Origin of the sequence: Pseudomonas sp. PS02302 (genome assembly GCF_029959585.1) — a bacterium.
GTDB classification, from domain to species: Bacteria; Pseudomonadota; Gammaproteobacteria; order Pseudomonadales; family Pseudomonadaceae; genus Chryseomonas; species Chryseomonas aestiva.
Genome location: NZ_JASCON010000045.1, coordinates 14,864 through 34,671 on the forward strand (window position 1 = coordinate 14,864; position 19,808 = coordinate 34,671).

The 19,808-nt window shown below is 66.1% G+C and carries 16 protein-coding genes and 1 pseudogene; 7 read left to right on the forward strand and 10 right to left on the reverse strand.

Annotated elements, in window-relative coordinates; genetic code table 11:
• Nucleotides 1-5: 5 nt before the first annotated feature.
• From QMX82_RS15730 to QMX82_RS15740, 3 genes are all read left to right on the forward strand, one after another.
• A complete protein-coding gene (locus tag QMX82_RS15730; protein ID WP_133862108.1) occupies nt 6-980 on the forward strand; it encodes a 2-hydroxyacid dehydrogenase in 975 nt (324 codons plus the stop codon).
• 230 nt (nt 981-1,210) lie between these two features.
• Nucleotides 1,211-2,731, forward strand: a complete 1,521-nt coding sequence (locus tag QMX82_RS15735; RefSeq protein WP_133862109.1) for a fumarate hydratase — start codon at nt 1,211-1,213, stop codon at nt 2,729-2,731.
• A 128-nt stretch (nt 2,732-2,859) separates the two neighbouring features.
• Nucleotides 2,860-3,228 carry a putative quinol monooxygenase gene (locus tag QMX82_RS15740; protein ID WP_208694093.1) on the forward strand — a complete coding sequence of 123 codons (369 nt, stop codon included), beginning with the start codon at nt 2,860-2,862 and terminating at the stop codon, nt 3,226-3,228.
• Here the strand turns inward: QMX82_RS15740 and QMX82_RS15745 are convergent.
• The 4 genes and pseudogenes from QMX82_RS15745 to QMX82_RS15760 form a co-directional block, all read right to left on the reverse strand.
• Nucleotides 3,203-4,507 (reverse strand): acyltransferase family protein, encoded by a 1,305-nt coding sequence (locus QMX82_RS15745; protein ID WP_282285207.1) that lies wholly within the window; start codon nt 4,505-4,507, stop codon nt 3,203-3,205. The two genes, QMX82_RS15740 and QMX82_RS15745, sit on opposite strands and share 26 nt — an antisense overlap.
• Before the next feature lie 94 nt (nt 4,508-4,601).
• Nucleotides 4,602-5,756 carry a phospholipase D-like domain-containing protein gene (locus QMX82_RS15750; protein WP_133862112.1) on the reverse strand — a complete coding sequence of 385 codons (1,155 nt, stop codon included), beginning with the start codon at nt 5,754-5,756 and terminating at the stop codon, nt 4,602-4,604.
• Between the two features lie 174 nt (nt 5,757-5,930).
• Nucleotides 5,931-8,069: a putative bifunctional diguanylate cyclase/phosphodiesterase gene (locus QMX82_RS15755; protein WP_133862113.1), complete on the reverse strand. Its 2,139-nt coding sequence runs from the start codon at nt 8,067-8,069 to the stop codon at nt 5,931-5,933.
• Nucleotides 8,070-8,316: 247 nt separating this feature from the next.
• Nucleotides 8,317-9,038 (reverse strand): annotated as a pseudogene (locus tag QMX82_RS15760) (OmpA family protein).
• A gap of 195 nt (nt 9,039-9,233) precedes the next feature.
• On the opposite strand from QMX82_RS15760, the gene QMX82_RS15765 reads away from it, so the two are divergent.
• Genes QMX82_RS15765 through QMX82_RS15775 form a run of 3 tightly spaced genes read left to right on the forward strand, consistent with a single transcriptional unit; the run spans nt 9,234 to nt 11,769 of the window.
• Nucleotides 9,234-9,524 (forward strand): ArsR/SmtB family transcription factor, encoded by a 291-nt coding sequence (locus QMX82_RS15765; protein WP_133862220.1) that lies wholly within the window; start codon nt 9,234-9,236, stop codon nt 9,522-9,524.
• Between the two features lie 16 nt (nt 9,525-9,540).
• Nucleotides 9,541-10,704 (forward strand): MFS transporter, encoded by a 1,164-nt coding sequence (locus QMX82_RS15770; RefSeq protein WP_282285217.1) that lies wholly within the window; start codon nt 9,541-9,543, stop codon nt 10,702-10,704.
• Between the two features lie 15 nt (nt 10,705-10,719).
• Nucleotides 10,720-11,769 carry an alkene reductase gene (locus tag QMX82_RS15775; RefSeq protein ID WP_133862116.1) on the forward strand — a complete coding sequence of 350 codons (1,050 nt, stop codon included), beginning with the start codon at nt 10,720-10,722 and terminating at the stop codon, nt 11,767-11,769.
• 279 nt (nt 11,770-12,048) lie between these two features.
• Here the strand turns inward: QMX82_RS15775 and QMX82_RS15780 are convergent, their stop codons facing one another.
• The 4 genes from QMX82_RS15780 to secA all read right to left on the reverse strand — a co-directional run bounded on the left by QMX82_RS15780 (nt 12,049) and on the right by secA (nt 17,860).
• Nucleotides 12,049-12,996 carry a Nudix family hydrolase gene (locus QMX82_RS15780; RefSeq protein WP_282285220.1) on the reverse strand — a complete coding sequence of 316 codons (948 nt, stop codon included), beginning with the start codon at nt 12,994-12,996 and terminating at the stop codon, nt 12,049-12,051.
• Nucleotides 12,993-13,631, reverse strand: coding sequence for a glutathione S-transferase family protein (locus QMX82_RS15785; protein WP_133862118.1), 639 nt, complete (start codon nt 13,629-13,631; stop codon nt 12,993-12,995). Before QMX82_RS15785 ends, QMX82_RS15780 begins: the two co-directional genes overlap by 4 nt.
• Before the next feature lie 82 nt (nt 13,632-13,713).
• Nucleotides 13,714-14,931 (reverse strand): bifunctional glutamate N-acetyltransferase/amino-acid acetyltransferase ArgJ, encoded by a 1,218-nt coding sequence (argJ, locus tag QMX82_RS15790; RefSeq protein WP_282285222.1) that lies wholly within the window; start codon nt 14,929-14,931, stop codon nt 13,714-13,716.
• Between the two features lie 187 nt (nt 14,932-15,118).
• Nucleotides 15,119-17,860 (reverse strand): preprotein translocase subunit SecA, encoded by a 2,742-nt coding sequence (secA, locus tag QMX82_RS15795; RefSeq protein WP_133862120.1) that lies wholly within the window; start codon nt 17,858-17,860, stop codon nt 15,119-15,121.
• Between the two features lie 234 nt (nt 17,861-18,094).
• Here secA and QMX82_RS15800 point away from each other — a divergent pair, with 234 nt between their 5' ends.
• Nucleotides 18,095-18,553 (forward strand): DciA family protein, encoded by a 459-nt coding sequence (locus QMX82_RS15800; protein ID WP_133862121.1) that lies wholly within the window; start codon nt 18,095-18,097, stop codon nt 18,551-18,553.
• A 3-nt stretch (nt 18,554-18,556) separates the two neighbouring features.
• On the opposite strand, the gene yjiA is transcribed toward QMX82_RS15800, so the two are convergent.
• Both yjiA and QMX82_RS15810 read right to left on the reverse strand, forming a co-directional pair.
• Nucleotides 18,557-19,546 (reverse strand): GTPase, encoded by a 990-nt coding sequence (yjiA, locus tag QMX82_RS15805; RefSeq protein WP_282285224.1) that lies wholly within the window; start codon nt 19,544-19,546, stop codon nt 18,557-18,559.
• Nucleotides 19,547-19,602: 56 nt separating this feature from the next.
• Entirely contained in the window at nt 19,603-19,806 is a 204-nt protein-coding gene (locus tag QMX82_RS15810; RefSeq protein ID WP_007162682.1) for a YbdD/YjiX family protein, read from the reverse strand.
• Nucleotides 19,807-19,808 lie beyond the last annotated feature (2 nt).

The window sequence follows — 19,808 nt, forward strand, 5'->3', positions numbered from 1 at the left end:
TATCGATGAGCAAGAAGCACGTAGTGGTCTTCAACCGCCTGCCCGAACAGCTGGTGGAACGCCTGCGCGAACACTTCACCGTCGAGGTGATTCCCACCAGTGCCAACCTCGATCTCTTCGCCGCTGCCGCAGCCAAGGCCCAGGGCCTGATCGGCGCCAGTCGCAAGCTGGGCGAGAAGGAGCTGGAAATGGCCACCACCCTGGAAGCCATCGCCAGCGTCTCGGTCGGCTACGACAGCTATGACGTGGACTACCTGACCGAGCGCGGCATCCTGCTCACCAACACCCCGGACGTGCTCACCGACACCACCGCCGACCTCGGCTTCACCCTGCTGGTGAGCGCCGCCCGGCGGGTGCCGGAGCTGGATGCCTTCGTCAAGGCCGGACACTGGCGCAAGGGCATCGGCGAAGAACACTTCGGCACCGACATCCATGGCCGTACGCTGGGCATCGTCGGCGCCGGTCGCATCGGCGCGGCCATCGCCAAGCGCGGCCACTTCGGCTTCGACATGCCGATTCTCTATACCGCCAACAGCGCCAAGCCCGAGCTGGAAGAGCAGATGGGTGCCCAGCGCCGAGAGCTGGACGACCTGCTCAGGGAAGCCGACTTCGTCTGCCTGGTGGTGCCCCTGTCGGCCGCTACCGAAGGCCTCATCGGCGCACGCGAACTGGGGCTGATGAAGTCCAGCGCCATCCTGATCAACCTGGCGCGCGGCCCGGTCATCGACGAGCCGGCGCTGATCGAGGCGCTGCGCCAGGGCCAGATCCGTGGCGCGGGTCTGGACGTCTATACCCGTGAACCGCTGGAGGCCTCGCCGCTGTTCGAACTGCCCAATGTGGTCACCCTGCCGCACATAGGTTCGGCCACCCACGAGACCCGCTATGCCATGGCCGAACGCGCGGTGGACAACCTCATCGCCGCGCTCGGCGATGAGCGCCCGACCGATTTGGTCAATCCGGCGGCCCTGGACCGCCGCTAGGCGCTGATCGCCCACCGTCGACCCAGGTGGCGTGCCGTCCGGCAGCTTAAAGGCTATACTGCCGCGCCGCTCTCGGGTCGGCCGCCCTGGCCGGGTGGGCCTCTCTCAGTGTGTCAGGCCACCCCTCCGATCGGGCTCCTTCGCGGCCCGGTCCGTGCGACCCGAATTGCGCGCCCGTCTCGCCACCGCCCGTGGCCGAGACGCAAGAAACCGCCAAGAGGAGCGCGTACATGACCGTGATCAAGCAGGATGACCTGATCCAGAGCGTCGCCGACGCCCTGCAGTTCATCTCCTATTACCACCCCGTCGATTTCATCCAGGCCATGCACGAGGCCTATCTGCGCGAAGAATCCGCCGCCGCGCGCGATTCCATCGCCCAGATCCTGATCAACTCGCGGATGTGCGCCACCGGCCACCGGCCGATCTGCCAGGACACCGGCATCGTCACCGTCTTCGCCAAGGTTGGCATGGACGTGCGCTGGGACGGCGCCACCCTGAGCCTGGACGAGATGATCAACGAGGGTGTCCGGCGCGCCTACAACCTGCCGGAAAACGTCCTGCGCGCCTCGATCCTGGCCGACCCGGCCGGTGCCCGCAAGAACACCAAGGACAACACCCCGGCGGTGATCCACTACCAGATCGTCCCCGGCAACACCGTGGAGATCGATGTCGCGGCCAAGGGCGGCGGCTCCGAGAACAAGTCGAAGATGGCGATGCTCAACCCGTCCGATTCCATCGTCGACTGGGTGCTCAAGACCGTGCCGACCATGGGCGCCGGCTGGTGCCCGCCGGGCATGCTGGGCATCGGCATCGGCGGCACCGCCGAGAAGGCCGCGGTGCTGGCCAAGGAATCGCTGATGGACGAGATCGACATCCATGAGCTGAAGGCCCGCGGCCCGCAGAATCGCCTGGAAGAGCTGCGCCTGGAGATCTTCGACAAGGTCAACCAGCTGGGCATCGGTGCCCAGGGCCTGGGCGGCCTGACCACGGTGCTCGACGTCAAGATCAAGGACTACCCGACCCACGCCGCCTCCCTGCCGGTGTGCATGATCCCCAACTGCGCCGCCACCCGTCACGCCCATTTCGTGCTCGACGGCTCCGGTCCCGCCAGTCTGGAAGCACCGCCGCTGGACGCCTATCCGGAAATCGTCTGGGAAGCCGGTCCGAGCGCCCGTCGCGTCGACCTCGACACCCTGACCCCGGAAGAGGTGCAGAGCTGGCAGCCGGGCGAGACCGTGCTGCTCAACGGCAAGATGCTCACCGGGCGCGATGCGGCCCACAAGCGCATGGTCGACATGCTCAACAAGGGCGAGTCGCTGCCGGTGGACCTCAAGGGTCGCTTCATCTACTACGTCGGCCCGGTCGATCCGGTGGGCGACGAGGTGGTCGGCCCGGCCGGTCCCACCACGGCGACCCGCATGGACAAGTTCACCCGCCAGATCCTCGACCAGACCGGCCTGCTGGGCATGATCGGCAAGTCCGAGCGCGGCCCCATCGCCATCGAGGCGATCAAGGACCACAAGGCGGTGTACCTGATGGCCGTCGGCGGTGCCGCCTACCTGGTGGCCCAGGCCATCAAGGGCTCCAAGGTGCTGGCCTTCCCGGAGCTGGGGATGGAAGCCATCTATGAGTTCGAGGTGAAGGACATGCCGGTGACCGTGGCCGTGGATACCCGTGGCGAGTCGGTGCACATTACGGGTCCGCAGGTGTGGCAGAAGAAGATCGCCGACAGCCTCGCCGTCGAGATCTAAGCGCCAGTCGCTGCGAGAAAGCCCAGCCCTGTGCTGGGCTTTTTCATTGGGCGCACGTCCGTCAGCCGGCGGGAGCACCGCCGATTGGCAGGGGTCGCATAGAGACCATCCCTGACCCCGGAGCACCCATGCCTACTCTTCCCAGCGATTCCGTCTGCAGCCTGGCCCCCGTCTTCGCCGTCCAGCCCGATCAGCTCGAAGCCTTCAAACGCCTGGGCGAGGCCATGCTGCAGCGCACCCGGAACGAACCCGGCTGCCTCTACTACGGCTTCTGCTATGACGGCACCACGGCGCGCTGCCGCGAAGGCTATCGCGATGCCCAGGCGCTGCTGGCCCACCTGGACAACGTCGGCGACCTGCTGGAGCAGGCCCAGGCCATCGCCACCCTGGAACGCTTCGAGGTGTTCGGCGCGGCCGATCAGCTGGAGCAGCTGCGCGAGCCACTGGCGGCGCTGAACGCCCGCTTCTTCGTCATGGCCGAAGGCTTCCGCCGCTAGCCTGGGGGGGCTGCTGCTGCGGCGCCAGGCGCGGCAGCAGCACCTTGAGGATGCGCTTGCGGGTCGGCACCACCAGCCTTTCCTGGAACAGCACGCAGAGCACCACCACCGCCAGCAGGAACAGCCAGTACCAGGCGATGGAGTTGGTATAGGCCCCGGCGGCGGCGATGCAGACCTCGCGATTACCGCTCAGGCAGGCCTTGAGATCGCCGCCGATCAGCTGCTCCAGGGTCATGTAGATTCCCGACAGGGGTACGTGCAGGGCGAACATCGACAGCGAAGCGCCGCCGAGTCGTGGCGACCAGTGGCGGATGCGCTCGCTGGCCGGTTCCTGGGCCAGAGCCGCGAGGTACACCAGGATCAGCTGCGACGGCAGGAACAGGCCGTTGTGGAAGAGGAAGTACCAGAACTTGGGGCCGTGGGTGAAGAGTGCCGTACCCAGGGCGAAACTGAGGATCAGGTAGCTCGCCAGCAACAGCCGCTGCCGCTCCGACGGCGCCCAGCCCCGCATATGCTGGCGGCGAAAGACGGCATACAGCAGGATCCCGGCAAGGAATTCCGGCAAGCGGAACAGGGGCACCCGTTGCAGGAGGCCGGTGAAGGGCATGCCATAGTTCTGGTTGGCGATCACCAGCAGCGGCGGAATCAGATAGAGCACCCAGACCAGCAGCAACAGCTGCCAGGGCCGCTCACTGGTCATCAGCCGCGGGGCCAGCTTGGGAAAGGTCAGATAGAAGAAGAACAGCGCCGAGATCGACCAGAGGGGCGCGTTGAAGGTCAGATAATAGGGATTCCACGCCTGCAGCATGAACAGCTGCAGCACGGCGTTGAAGCCCAGTTCCGCGTTGGTCATGAAGTGCTGGAACAACTCGGGATTGGTCCGTGCCAGGGGCTCGTTGGTATCGAACACCACGAAGCGGATGCTCGCCGTGGCCGCACCCGGCGGAATACCCAGACTGCCGATCCAGGTCACCACCGCCATCGCCAGCAGCAAGGCGAAGATATGGATCGGATAGAGATTGGCGAAACGCTTGACCCAGAAGCTGCGCGCCGGCTCGCGCAGGCTGCCGCGACCGCAATAGACATGGGCGAGCAGGAAACCGGAGAGCACGAAGAAGGTGCTGGTGGCGAAGAAACCCATGCTGGTGATCTCGTCCAGCAGGGGAATGGTCTTGCGCTCGGGATAGAAATGGATGGTGTGGTAGACAACCACATAGAAACCCATCAGAAATCTGAGCCACTCCAGACCGATGAAGCGGTGTTTATCTAAAGTCTGCACTAAGGCGTTACTCGTCTGGCCTCGTCCGCGGGACGATGGGTCCGGCCTGCAGCACCGGATCGGTTATGTTACCCGCACCTGCCAACCGGGGCTGCTAACCGCGCCCCAGTACACCGATCACGAGGCGATCCAGCGAACCCCAGAGCCACTCGCGCGCCCGTCTCCACCAGGGGCGACTGCGCCAGAACTCCAGGGTGATCTCGCGGCTCTGGGCGAAATCCTTGACGAAGCTGGCCGCCACCGCCTGACTCAGGCCGCGATCCACCGCCTCGACATTGGCCTCCAGGTTGAATCTCAGATTCCAGTGATCGAAGTTGCAGGAGCCGACGCTGACCCAGTGGTCCACCAGCACCATCTTGGCGTGGATGAATCTCGGCTGGTATTCGTAGATGCGTACGCCGGCGCGCAACAGGCCGCGGTAGTAACGCTGCCCGGCGAAACGCACCGGGGGATTGTCGGTATGACGACCGGTAAGCAGCAGGCGCACGTCGACACCGCGACGCGCCGCGCGCCTGAGCGCCCAGCGCACGCGCCAGGTCGGCAGGAAATAGGGAGTGGCGAACCAGATGCGTTGCTGGCCGCCCACCAGGGCACGAATCAGTGCCTGGAGGATGTCACGGTGCTGGCGGGCGTCGGCATAGGCCACTCGGCCCTGCCCTTCCTGGGCAGCGGGTGGTGGCGGTGGACGCTCGCGCCCGCGCCGCGGACGCGGCTTCCAGGCGCGGCGGCGACCGACCGCTTCCCATTGGCGCTCGAACAGGGCCAGCCAGTCTTCCACCAGCGGCCCCTGGATGCGCACCATGACCTCGTGCCAGTTGCAGTCGCTCTTGGCTGGATCCCAGAAGTCGTCGGTCGCGCCGCTGCCACCGACGAAGGCTTCTGCGCCGTCGATGATGAAGATCTTGCGATGATCGCGGTGCAGGTTGTGCAGGCCGTGGCCGAAGCGCACGGGATTGAAGACGCGCAGCTCGGCGCCGGCTTCCTCCAGCTGACGGCGCAAGCCGGCGTCCATCCGCAGGGTACCGAAGCCATCGAACAGGCAGCGTACCGCGACGCCGCGTCGGGCCGCCTCGGTCAGAGCCACGAGCAGTTGCTCGGAGCAGCTGCCGGCTTCCACCAGATAGAGTTCGACATCGATCTGGCGACTGGCGCCAGCGATGGATTCGAGCATGGCCGGAAAGAACCGACCGCCGTCCACCAGCAATTCGAACCTGTTGTTTTCCCGCCATGGAAAGACGGCGCCCCGCATGCTTCCTACTCCGTGCCTGTGGCCCTTGCATAAGAAGGCTCGGACGGGTGTTCGTTCAGTGGCGTGCGTGGTTTGGCTGGCCAGGTGCCGGCCCGGGAAGTCCTGCCAGCTCTGGCACGCCGCCTGCGCCGATGGACGGCGGCTGATCGCTGCTGGCGCAGGCCCTCAGGGCGCCTAGAGCGTTGGCTCGGGCCGCTTGGCGGCCCAGTCCACCTGCTGGGGGAAGCGTCCGGTCACCTCAGCGCTCAGCGGGCGGGAAACCAGGAAGCCCTGCATGATTTCGCAGCCGTGCTCGATCAGCCAGTCACGCTGTTCCAGGGTCTCCACGCCCTCGGCGATGACTTCCAGATCCAGGTTGCGGCCCAGCTCGAGGATGGTGCTGACGATGGCGGCGTCACGCGAGGAATCGAGCATGTTGGCGATGAACAGCTGATCGATCTTGAGGGTATCCAGCTCGAAGTGGCGCAGGTACGCCAGCGAGGAATAGCCGGTGCCGAAGTCGTCCACCGCGATGCGCACACCAAGGGCACGCAGTTGCGACAGCTGCGCCCGTGTGTAGTCGATGTCGTGCATCAGCGCCGACTCGGTCACCTCGATTTCCAGCTGCCTGGGTTGCAGCCCATGAGTCTCGATGATCTGGCGCAGGCTTTCCGCCAATTGCGGCATGCCGAACTGCACGGGACTGAGGTTGATGCTCAGCAACAGTTCGGCGCCGTAGATCTCCTGCAGGGACTGCAGCTTGGTCGCGCCTTCGCGGAAGATCCAGTCGCCGATACGGTTGATCAGCCGGGTTTCTTCCAGCAGCGGGATGAAGACACTGGGCGAGACCTTGCCGGCCACCGTGTGCTCCCAGCGCAGCAGCGCCTCGAAGCCGCGCAGCCGGCCATCGCGCAGATAGACCTGCGGCTGGTAGGCAAGCACGAAATCCTTGTTGTCGATGGCATTGCGCACGCTTTCTTCGAGCATCAGCCGGGAACGGGCACGGCCATTCATTTCCGGCGAGAAGAAGCGGTACTGCTGGCGCCCGCCACGCTTGGCCTCGTACATGGCGATGTCGGCCGAGCGCAGCAGGCCGTCCACGGTATGGCCGCAATCGGGATAGCTGGCGATGCCGATGCTGGCGCCCAGGCTGACCTCCATGCCGTCGATGCGATGCACCGTGGCCAGCAGCTCCAGGAGCTTCTCGGCGACGCGGGCGGCATCCTCGGGATGTTCGAGGGAATCGAGCAGCGCGGTGAATTCGTCGCCGCCCATGCGGGCCAGGATGTCGTAGGGCCGCATGCAGCTCTTGAGCTGCTCGGCGACGATGCACAGCACGCGATCCCCGGCCTCGTGGCCGAGGGAGTCATTGATGCGCTTGAAACCGTCGAGATCGATGTAGAGCACGGCCATGCGCTTGCCGTTGCGGCCGCTGCGCGCCAGCGCCGCTTCCAGGGTCTGGTTGAAGCCGCGGCGATTGAGCAGCCCGGTCAGGGCATCGGTGACGGCCTGGGATTCGAGCTGGTCCTGCAACTCGCGCATGCGCGACATGTCCAGGGCGATGATGACCATGGCCCGCTGCATGCGCGGCAGCGGTGCGCAGGACAGCGCCACCGGCAGGCTGTCGCCGCGATTGGTGCGCAGGCGGGCATCGTGCAGGCGGTAGGTCTCGCGACGGTCGTAGTGTTCCATGAAGGGCGAGGTCTGCCAGTCGTCGAGACCGCTGCCCCCTTCAAGGAAGTCGAGGAAGTTGGCATGCACCAGGTCACTGACGCTGCAGCGCAACATGCGGGCGATGGCGGCGTTGGCGAAGGTCACCCGACCCTGCTCGTTGACGGTGAGGATGCCCTCGGCGGCATTGTCGAGCAGCGAGTCGCTGAAGGACTTGGCCAGCTCCAGCTGCTGGGTGGCCTGCAGCAACTCGCGACGATTGCGCTCGTGATCGAGCAGCGAGCGCACCTTGTGGCGGAGGATATTGGGATCGACAGGCTTGAGCAGATAGTCGACCGCGCCGGTGGCATAGCCACGTAGCACCGATTCGTAGGAGTGGGCTTCGGCGGAGACGAAGATGATCGGGGTGAAGCGGGTACGCAGGTTGCTGCGCATGATGCGCGCCACCTCGAAGCCGTCCATGATCGGCATCTGGACGTCGAGCAGGACCAGGTCTACGGTCTCGTCCAGCAGGTATTGCAGGGCACGCTCACCCGAGGCGGCCGTGATCACTCGCCAATTTCCGACCTCCAGCACGGCCTGCATGGCGAACAGGTTCTCCTGGCGGTCGTCCACCACCAGCAACACCGGGCCTTGCTCTGACTGCGGTAACGGGCACTCCATCAAGCCTTTTCTCCCCGCGGCTTCTGCCGCCGTGCAGCAGCCATATGCGGCTGGCTACCCCTTCCCTTCGTGTCCGTTATGCGATGTGTCGCTCCAACCCTACTAGCGTAGCAGCCGGACAGGCGCCTGCCGCCTGCCATTTGACAGGAGGGGGCCTTTGCGACGTCTATCAGAGCGCAAAATGGAAAAGCAGTTTCCGCCGCCCTTCACGAGGGCGCGGAAACTGCGGTTCACGGGCGACGAGCGGTCATTGCTGGGCGGGGGTGCCGGTCGCTCCGGGCAGGGGACGCAGATTGACCTCGACGCGACGATTCTGCGCCCGGCCATCGGCGCTGGCGTTGCTGGCGATGGGCGCATCGGGACCGGCGCCGCGGGTGCTCAGTCGCGCCGCGGGTACGCCCTGAGCGGTCAGGTAGCCGGCAACGTTCTGCGCCCGGCGCTGGGACAACTCGATGTTGTGGGCGCGGCTGCCGGTGCTGTCGGTATAGCCGACGATCTCGATGCTGTTCTGATCGAACTGCTTGAAGGAATTGGCCAGGTCGTTCAGCGGCTTGTAGAAGCTGTTGGCGATGTCGGCCGAGTCGGTGGCGAAGGTGATGTTGCCGGGCATGATCAGCTTGATGTCATCGCCCTGGCGCTGCACCTCGACGCCGGTGTTTTCCATCTGCCGGCGCAATTCGGCTTCCTGGCGGTCGGCGTAGTAGCCGTAGCCCGCTGCCGCTGCGCCCACGGCCGCGGCGCCGATCAGCGCACCCTTGCCCCGATGATTGTGATCGATGGCGGCACCGGCGACGGCGCCGGCGAGAGCGCCCAGGCCACCGTACTTGGCGGTGTTGGAGGTGCCACCGCTGGCCTGACCCTGATTTTCGTAGGGATTGGGGGAAGCGCATCCGGCCAGGGTGGCCAGGGCCAGGCTGGCGAGAAGGATACGGGTGGGCAGCGCCATGTCTTTACTCCTTGAAGATCCATCGCGGCGGACAGGGCCGCACCTGGCAATTCTAGCCGCCCGATCTGAATCGCAACTGAACGAAGCGGCGCGCGCGGACACTTATCGCGATAGTGAGCCTCTAAGCCCGCGATAGGCAGAATCGAATATGGATAGCTTGCATATCGATTTTTTACGATTTAAGGTTCGCCACAACCCAATATGACGATGCGACCGTGATGGACGAAATCCTCAAAGCCTTGGCCAATCCCCTGCGCCGCCAGATCCTGAGTTGGCTGCGCGATCCCCGGCAGTACTTTCCGCACCAGGACCATGACCTGGGCACGGGCGTCTGCGCCGGGCAGATCGAGGCCCGGGCGGGGCTGTCGCAGTCGACGGTCTCGGCGCACCTGGCGGTACTGACCCGAGCCGGCCTGGTCACCACGCGGCGCATCGGTCAATGGGTGTTCTACCAACGCGACGAGGCCGCCATCCAGGCCTTTGTGCAACGCCTCGCCCGCGAACTCTAGTCTGCAAGGAATCCTGATGCCCGCTTCTCTCATCGTGCTGGCGCTGAGCGCTTTCGCCATCGGCACCACCGAATTTGTCATCATGGGCCTGCTGCCCAATGTCGCCGCCGATCTCGGCGTGTCCATCCCCGGCGCCGGCTGGCTGGTCACCGGCTATGCCCTGGGCGTGGCCGTTGGCGCGCCCTTCATGGCCTTGGCCACGGCCCACTGGCCGCGCAAGCGTGCCCTGCTCGCGCTGATGGGCATCTTCATCGTCGGTAACCTGCTCTGCGCAGTGGCCAGCGGCTACAACATGCTGATGCTGGCGCGGGTGGTCACCGCCCTCTGCCATGGCGCCTTCTTCGGTATCGGCGCGGTCGTCGCCGCGAGCCTGGTCCCGGAGAATCGCCGCGCCTCGGCGGTGGCCCTGATGTTCACCGGTCTGACTCTGGCCAATGTGCTGGGCGTGCCCCTGGGTACCGCCCTGGGTCAGGCGGCTGGCTGGCGCTCGACCTTCTGGGCGGTGGTGGTGATCGGCGTGGTCGCCCTGATCGGGCTCTGGCGGGTACTGCCGGCCGACCGCAACCAGCCGCGCGCCGACCTGCGCCGGGAGTTGCTCGCCCTGCGCGGCCTGGGCTTCTGGCTGGCGCTGTCGATGACGGTATTCTTCGCCGCCTCCATGTTCGCCCTCTTCACCTATGTGGCGCCGCTGCTGCAGGAAGTCACCGGTGTCTCGCCGCGGGGCGTGACCGGCACCCTGCTGCTGATCGGCCTGGGCCTGACCCTGGGCAACTTCATCGGTGGCCGCCTGGCCGACTGGCGCCTGGCCACCAGCCTGGTAGGCATCTTCGTCGCCCTGGCGTTGACCTCCGCCGCGCTGCGCTGGACCGGTCATGCCTTCCTGCCCGCCGAGATCACCCTCTTCCTCTGGGCCGCCGCCGCCTTCGCCGCCGTGCCGGCCCTGCAGATCAACGTGGTCACCTTCGGCAAGGACGCGCCGAATCTGGTCTCGACCCTCAACATCGGCGCCTTCAACGTGGGCAACGCCCTCGGCGCCTGGGTCGGCGGCCTGGTGATCGACCACGGCCTGGGTCTTACCGCGGTACCCCTTGCCGCCAGCGGGCTCGCCCTGCTGGCCCTCATCGCCACCCTGCTGACTGCCAGCCAGGCCCGCAAGAGCGGCCTGGCGACCGCCAGCTAATCAAGAGAGCTAGCCATGACTCAGCTGTTCGAGCCGATCAAGATCGGCGCCCTGGAACTGCCCAACCGCGTCATCATGGCGCCCCTCACTCGCTGCCGCGCTGAACCGGGCCGGGTCCCGGGCGACCTGATGGTCGAGTACTACGTGCAACGCGCGTCCGCCGGCCTGATCATCACCGAGGCCACCTCGGTGGACCCCATGGGCGTGGGTTATCCCGACACCCCCGGCATCTGGTCCGATGCGCAGGTGGCCGGCTGGCAACGGGTGACCACTGCCGTGCACAAGGCCGGTGGCCGTATCGTGCTGCAACTCTGGCATGTGGGGCGCATCTCCGACCCCCGTTACCTCGACGGCGAACTGCCAGTGGCGCCGAGCGCCATCGCCGCCCAGGGTCACGTCAGCCTGCTGCGCCCCAAGCGTGACTATGTCACCCCGCGGGCGCTGGAAACCGCCGAGATCCCCGGCATCGTCGCCGCCTATCGGCATGGCGCGGAGAACGCCAAGCGTGCCGGCTTCGACGGCGTCGAGGTCCATGGGGCGAACGGCTATCTGCTCGACCAGTTCCTGCAGAGCGATACCAACCAGCGTACCGACAACTATGGCGGCTCCATCGAGAATCGCGCCCGGCTGCTGCTGGAAGTGACCGATGCCTGCATCGATGTCTGGGGCGCCGATCGCGTCGGCGTGCACCTGTCCACCCGTGGCGACATGCACACCATGGGCGACAGCGACCCCGCCGCCACCTTTGGCCATGTCGCCCGCGAGCTGGGCCAGCGCCAGGTCGCCTTCATCTGCATCCGCGAAGCGGCCGGCAGCGACAGCCTCGGCCCGGATCTCAAGGCGGCCTTTGGTGGCGTGTACATCGCCAACGAGAAATTCGACAAGGCCAAGGCCAATGCCTGGCTGGAAGAAGGCAAGGCCGATGCGGTGGCTTTTGGCGTGCCCTTCATCGCCAACCCGGATCTGCCGCAACGGCTGGAGCAGGACGCCGCGCTGAACGAGCCGCATCCGGACACCTTCTACAGCAAGGGCCCGGTGGGCTACATCGATTATCCGCGGCTGTAACTTTCTCCGCCGATAAGAAAAAGCCCGCCAATTGGCGGGCTTTTTCTTGGGCTTCGCTGCGCTCAACCCAACCTACGTCGAGAATCGTAGGTTGGGTTGAGACGGCTCCATCGTCGAAGCCCAACAGGCCGAGCACGGTGCATCCCTGTTGGGCTTCCCTGCGCTCAGCGCCAACCTACGTCGAGAATCGTAGGTTGGGTTGAGACGGCTCCATCGTCGAAGCCCAACAGGCACGAGCACGGTGCATCCCTGTTGGGCTTCGTTGCGCTCAGCGCCAACCTACGCCGGTGTAGGCCAGAACGCGCGGATCGCCGCCACGCCCTGGGCGCCGGCCTGCCAGGCGCCGGCGAGGTCGTCATCGCCCAGCCCCCCCAGCAGATAGGCCGGCAGATTGCAGTCGGCCAGCAGTTGCTGGGCCTTGACCCAGCCCAGGGTCGGGGCGCCGGGGTGGCTCGCGGTGGGCATCACCGGCGACAGGGTGACGAAATCCACACCCATCTGCTGGGCCAGAGCCAGCTCCCCGGCGTCATGGCAGGAAGCCGCCAGCAGGCGCTGCTCCGGGAAGGGCCGGCCATTGGGCGCATAGCGGCGCAACTGCTCGGTGGTCAGGTGCCAGCCAGCCGCGGGGAAATCACCCAACCACTCCAGCGGCCCTTTGAGCATCAGCTGGGCGCGCCCGGTGCAGAGCCCCTGGACATCGCCGGCCAGGTCGCGGTACTGCGGATCGAAATTGTCCGGTGTGCGCAGCTGGACCAGGCGGATACCGTTGTCCAGCGCCCGGTGCAGGCCATTGAGCAATTCCGCGGTGGTCAGCTCACCAGGGGTGATGAGGTAGCGCTCCGGCAACCGCGCCGCCTGGACGATGGGCCGGTTGGCCGCCGGAAAGTCGTAGTTGACCAGGTCACGCGGGGCGACCCAGGCCAGCGGCTGGCCTTCGGCGCCATGGGCGTCGCCGCTGAAGGCGTCCACCTGCCAGACATCCAGCAGCACCGCCTGGTCGGGATAGTCGTGGCGCACCTGCAGCAGCGGGCGAGCCGCTGTCACCTGGATACCCAGCTCCTCGGCCAGTTCGCGCGCAAGGGCCACGGCCGGCGCTTCACCGGCCTCGACCTTGCCTCCCGGAAATTCCCAGAGGCCGCCCTGGTGCTTGTGCGCGGGACGTTGGGCGATAAGGATCTGCCCCTGGGGGTCGCGGATCACCGCGGCGACGACATGCAGACGGCTCATGCGCTCTGCTCCTCCGTTTCAGCCTCCGCCAGCCAGCGCTGGAAGGCCGGCCAGGCGTAGATGGTTTCGACATAGGCGGCCGCCTCGGCCGACAGTTCCACCCCGTAGCTGCGGAAGCGGCTGGCGACCGGAGCATAGAAGGCATCGGCGATGGTCGGCGTACCGAACAGATAGGGGCCTTGCTGCCCATAGCGCTCACGGCATTCGCGCCACAGGCGCTGGATGCGCTGGATGTCTTCCACCGCCTCGGCGGTGGTCGACTTCAGCCGCTGGCGGCGACGCAGGTCCATGGGCAGCTCGCGGCGCAGGGCCAGGAAGCCACTGTGCATCTCGGCGCACAGCGCGCGGGCATGGGCGCGGGCCAGGGTATCCGTCGGCCACAGCCCGGCGTCGGGATAGGCCTCGGCGAGATACTCGACGATGGCCAGGGAATCCCAGATGGTGCCCTCGGCCAGTTTGAGCACCGGCACCTTGCCGGTAGGCGACTGGGCCTTGAGCAAGGCGCGGCTGTTGGGGGTATAGAGCGGGATCGACACCTCTTCGAAGGCGGCGCCGCTGAGCTCCATGGCCAGCCAGGCCCGCAACGACCAGGAGGAGAAATTCTTGTTGCCGATCACGAGTTGCAGCTGGGACATGCGGGGATTCCTCGAAACGATGCGGTCCGCGAGGACCGCCGCAGGCGCCCGTCGGAACGGGCGCCAAGGCGTCGGGTAGCCGTCAGGTACGGTACTCGGCGTTGATCTTCACGTAGTCGTGGGACAGGTCGGTGGTCCAGATGGTCTCGCTGTGGCTGCCGCGACCCAGCTCGATGCGGATCTCGATCTCCGCCTGGGCCATGACCCGCGCCCCCTGCTCTTCCGTATAGGTGGCCGCGCGACCGCCCTGCTGGCAGATCTGCACGCCGCCAAGGAAGACGTCGATCAGGCTGACGTCCAGCTGGGGCACGCCGGCCCGGCCGACGGCGGCGAGGATGCGGCCCCAGTTGGGATCGGAGGCGAACAGCGCGGTCTTGATCAGCGGCGAATGGGCCACGGCGTAGCCGACGTCCAGGCACTCCTGGGCATTGCCACCGCCATTGACCTGCACGGTGACGAACTTGGTGGCACCTTCGCCGTCACGCACGATGGCCTGGGCCAATTCGGCGAATACCGCGAACACCGTCTCGCGCAGCTGCTCGAAGGCCGTGCCGCTGGCCTGGGTGATTTCCGCCATGGCCGCCTGGCCGGTGGCCACCAGCATGCAGCAGTCGTTGGTGGAGGTGTCGCCATCAATGGTGATGCGGTTGAAGGAGCGGTTGGCGGCATCGGCCAGCAGATCCTGCAGCAGGCCCCGGGCGACCTTGGCGTCGGTGGCCACATAACCGAGCATGGTCGCCATGTTCGGCTTGATCATGCCGGCACCCTTGCTGATGCCGGTCACGGTAACGGTGGTGCCATCCACCTGGAACTGACGGCTGGCGCCCTTGGGCAGGGTGTCGGTGGTCATGATGCCGGTGGCGGCAGCGGCCCAGTTGTCTTCGGCCAGATCGGCCAGGGCGGCCGGCAGCGCGGCTTCGATCTTTTCCACCGGTAGCGGTTCGCCGATCACCCCGGTGGAGAACGGCAGCACCGCCGCCTCGCCGACGCTGGCCAGGGTGGCCAGCGTCTTGGTGGTGCGCTCGGCCGCGGCCAGGCCCGGCTGGCCGGTACCGGCGTTGGCATTGCCGGTGTTGGTCAGCAGGTAGCGCACGGGGCCGGCGAAGCGCTGGCGGGCGACGATCACCGGCGCGGCGCAGAAGGCGTTCAGGGTAAAGACCCCGGCCACGCTGGAGCCTTCGGCACAGCGCATCACCACCACATCCTTGCGCCCGGGACGCTTGATGCCGGCGGAGGCGATACCGAGTTCGAAACCGGGAACCGGGTGCAGCGTGGAGAGCGGACCGAGACCGACAGCCATGGGGAAACTCCAGTGAAAGAAAAGGAAACGCCGCGAGCGGAAAACCGGTCGCGGCGTGGAAAGCAGCCTTCCAGCGCCCACCTTGCCCAGCCTAGGCAAGGGGCGCGGACAGCCTAGCGGGTGGAGTTTACAACCTGTCGGCAGCTATGCCGACAGGTTGCCGTCGCCCCGGCTGCCTGGGCAGGTCTCAGTCGAGCTTGCCGTGGCACTGCTTGTACTTCTTGCCGGAACCGCAGGGGCACGGCTCGTTGCGACCGATCTTCTGGTCATTGCGCTGGGGCTGCAAGGGCACCACGGTGTCTTCGCCCTGCTCGTCCTCGAGCACCTCGGGGTCGACCAGCGAAGGCGCCTCGGCATGCTGGAACTGCATGCGCTCGGCCAGGGCCTCGGCCTCGCGGCGCATGCGCTCCTCTTCCTCGACCGGATCCTCGCGGCGCACCTGGACGTGGGACAGCACGCGGATGGTGTCGCGCTTGATGCTGTCCAGCAATTCCTGGAACAGGTTGAAGGACTCGCGCTTGTATTCCTGCTTGGGATTCTTCTGGGCGTAGCCGCGCAGATGGATGCCGTGGCGCAGGTGGTCCATGGTGGTGAGGTGATCCTTCCAGAGGTCGTCGACCACCCGCAGCAGCATCTGCTTCTCGAAGTTGCGCAGGGCCTCGCGACCGGCCATGTCTTCCTTTTCCAGGTAGGCCGCTTCGAGCTGTTCGAGGATCTTCACCCGCAGGGTGTCCTCGTACAGCTTGTCGTCCTCGTCCAGCCATTGGGCGATGGGCAGTTGCTGACCGAAGACGCTGTAGATCTCGGCTTCCAGGCCGGGAACGTCCCACTGCTCGGGCAGCGACTGCGGCGGGATGTGCTCGTTGATCACCTGGGTCAGGGTCTCCTCGCGGAAGCCCTTGATGGTGTCGCCGACGTCTTCGTTTTCCAGCAGGGTGTCGCGCATGTGATAGATCACCTTGCGCTGCTCGTTGGCCACGTCATCGTATTCCAGCAGCTGCTTGCGGATATCGAAGTTGCGGCCTTCAACCTTGCGCTGCGCCTTCTCGATGGCGTTGGTGACCATACGGTGCTCGATGGCCTCGCCGCCCTGCATGCCCAGGGCCTTCATGAAGTTCTTCACCCGGTCGGAGGCGAAGATGCGCATCAGGCTGTCTTCCAGCGACAGGTAGAAGCGGCTGGAACCCGGGTCGCCCTGGCGACCGGCACGGCCGCGCAGCTGGTTGTCGATCCGGCGGGACTCGTGGCGCTCGGAGGCGATCACGTGCAGGCCGCCGGCATCGATGACCTGCTTGTGACGCGCCTGCCAGGCGGCCTTGATCGCGGCGATCTGCTCCTCGGTGGGATTCTCCAGGGCCGCGACTTCCACTTCCCAGTTACCGCCGAGCAGGATGTCGGTACCGCGACCGGCCATGTTGGTGGCGATGGTCACGGCGCCCGGACGACCGGCCTGGGCGATGATCTCGGCTTCCCGTTCGTGGTACTTGGCGTTGAGCACCTTGTGCTCGATGCCGGCCTGGGTCAGCAACTGGTCGACGTACTCGGAGCTCTCGATGGAGGCGGTACCCACCAGCACCGGACGGCCTTCGGCCTGGCACTGCTTCACGTCCTCGATGATGGCCTGGTACTTCTCGGCCTGGGTCAGATAGACCAGGTCGTTGAAGTCCTTACGGGCGATCTCGCGGTGGGTCGGGATGACCAGCACGTCGAGGTTGTAGATCTGGCGGAATTCGAAGGCCTCGGTGTCGGCGGTGCCGGTCATGCCACCGAGCTTGTTGTAGAGGCGGAAGTAGTTCTGGAAGGTGGTCGAGGCCAGGGTCTGGCTCTCGGGCTGGATCGGCAGTCCTTCCTTGGCCTCGATGGCCTGGTGCAGGCCTTCGGAGAGGCGACGACCCGGCATGGTCCGGCCGGTGTGCTCGTCGATCAGCAGCACCTGGTCCTGCTGGACGATGTACTCGACGTTGCGATGGAACAGGGTGTGGGCGCGCAGGCCGGCGAACACGTGGGTCAAGAGGCCCAGGTTGTGCGCGGAGTAGAGACTCTCGCCCTCGGCCAGCAGACCGGTCTCGGTGAGCATCTCCTCGATGAACTGGTGACCCAGCTCGGTGATCTCCACCTGGCGGGTCTTTTCATCGATGGTGTAGTGGCCGACCTGGGTCGGATTGCCCTCTTCTTCCTCGATGTGCTGCTGCAGACGCGGGATCAGCAGGTTGATCTTCTGGTAGAGCTCGGAGCTGTCTTCGGCCTGGCCGGAGATGATCAGCGGGGTCCGGGCTTCGTCGATGAGGATGGAGTCCACCTCGTCGACCACCGCGAAGTTCAGCTCGCGCTGGTACTTCTCGGCCATGCTGAAGGCCATGTTGTCGCGCAGGTAGTCGAAGCCGAATTCGTTGTTGGTGCCGTAGGTGATGTCCGAGGCATAGGCGGCGCGTTTCTCTTCCGGCGGCTGGAACGGCAGGATGATGCCGATCGACAGGCCGAGGAATTCGTACAGCGGCCGCATCCAGTTGGCGTCGCGGCGGGCCAGGTAGTCGTTGACCGTGACCACGTGGACGCCCTTGCCGGACAGCGCGTTGAGGTAGACCGGCAGGGTGCCCACCAGGGTCTTGCCCTCACCGGTACGCATCTCGGCGATCTTGCCCTCGTGCAGCGCGGCGCCACCGATCAGCTGGACGTCGAAGTGGCGCATGCCCATGACCCGCTTGCCGGCCTCGCGGACCACGGCGAAGGCTTCGGGCATCAGCGCGTCGAGGGACTCGCCCTGCGCGACGCGCTGCTTGAATTCCTCGGTCTTGGCGCGCAGTTGCTCGTCGCTCAGGGAGGCAATCTGGGATTCCAACGCATTGGTGGCTACCACGACCTTGCCTAGGCGTTTGACATCTCGTTCGTTCTTGCTTCCAAAGAATTTCTTCAACAAAGGCGCAAACATATCGACTGGAATTCTTCCGCTGGAATGAGGGGAGCGAAACGGGCGGCAAGGCCTCTGCAGAGCCTGGCCAGACGCCTGGGCGCGGGGGTTGAAACCCGCGGTGTCCCGCGATGGTAATCGGGCATTCTACTCGGAAATGCCGATGAGGAAAGAACGACGGCCCCCCGGCCGCCAGGACGCCAGAGCGATCTGTTACCATCGGCCTCTCCTCTTCGCCCATCGCGAGTCCTGCGCATGGCCTTTCGCCCCCTCTCCGCCGTCGCTCCCGCCGCCCTGCTGCGCCAGGCCAAACCGCTCAAGGCGCTGTTTCGCGAGGCCGAGCGGCTGGGTCGGCTGCAACAGTTGCTGGAAGAGCAGCTGCAACCGGCCGCTCGTCCCCATTGCCGGGTGGCCAGCTGGCGCGAGGGGACCCTGCTGCTGGTGGTCAACGACGCCCACTGGGCGACCCGGTTGCGCTATCAGCAGCGGCGCCTGCTCAGACTGCTGCAGCAGGCGCCGGAATTCGCCGGCTTGCTGCGCCTGCAGTTCAAGATGCAACCGAGTCCTGGCGTTGCCACCCGCGTCCGACCGGTGCGCCTGGTCAGTCAGGTCGGCGCCGACAGCCTGCGCGAAGTCGCGGCGGGAATCCGCGATCCCAAGCTCAGGGCTGCGCTGGAGCGGCTGGCCAGCCGTACCGGCCAGCCAGAGACCTGACGCCTATTTGGCAACCGCCCGCTCGAAGGCGGCGCGGATGCGCTCTTCCGGCAGATCCATGCCGATCAGCACCACGCGGCTTTCACGCTCCTCGTCCGGCGCCCAATCGCGTTCCCAATCGGCGGCATAGATCTGCTGTACGCCCTGGAACAGCAGACGGCGCTCCTCGCCCGCGATGTTGAGCAGGCCCTTGTAGCGCAGCAGGTCGCAGCCGAGGGTATCGAGCAGCATCTCCATCACCTTGCCGATCTTGTCCTGATCGTAGGGCCGCGACTCGCGGATGGCGATGGACTGGATGCGTTCGGTGAGACTGACGGCTTCCGACACCGGCCGCAGCGGCCGGAACAGCGTCGGTGGCGCCAGGTCCTCGTCGTGCAGGTTGAAGCCGCGGATGTCCAGCAACTCGGCCAGGTCGATGCGGCCATGGTCGACATGGCGGATCGGCGCGCGGCGGTTGATGCGCTGCAGGCGGTTCTCCAGCGCCTCGATGGCCGCCGGTTCGACCAGGTCGAGCTTGGTCAGCAGCAGGCGATCGGCGAAACCGATCTGCGCCTGCAGCAGCGGATCGCTCAGTTGCTCGCTGGCGTGGACGGCGTCCACCAGGGTCAGCACCCCGTCGAGCAGATAGCGCTCGCGCAGGAGGTCGTCGGTAAAGAAGGTCTGGGCCACCGGACCGGGATCGGCCAGGCCCGTGCACTCCACCACCAGCCGCTCGAAGTCCAGCTCACCGCTGTCCAGTCGCTCCAGCAGCACGGTCAGGGCATAGGCCAGGTCCTTGCTGCCGGTGCAGCAGACGCAGCCGTTGGCCACCTTCATCAGCTGCACGGCGCCGGCGTCTTCCAGCAGTTCGCCGTCGACATCCAGGGCGCTGAATTCGTTTTCGATCACGGCGATCCTGAGACCGTGCTCGGCCTGCAGGATGTGCTTTAGCAGGGTGGTCTTGCCGGCGCCGAGAAAGCCGGTCAGGACGGTGACGGGAATAGCTTCACGCATGGAAAACTCCAGACAGAAAGAGGCCGGGCATGGAGCCCGGCCTAGGTGACCCTGGGTCAGCAGCAGCGTATGGCGCCGGACTTGCCGCCACCGTAGCGCGCTTCCTGGCGCTCGCGGAAGAAGGCTTCGTAGCTCATCACCGGCTGGTCCGGATGCTTGCCGCGCATGTGCTCGACATAGGTGTCGTAGTCGGGCATGCCCACCAGCATCTTGGCGGCCTGCCCCAGGTACTTACCCATGCGACCCAGGTCATTGAACATGA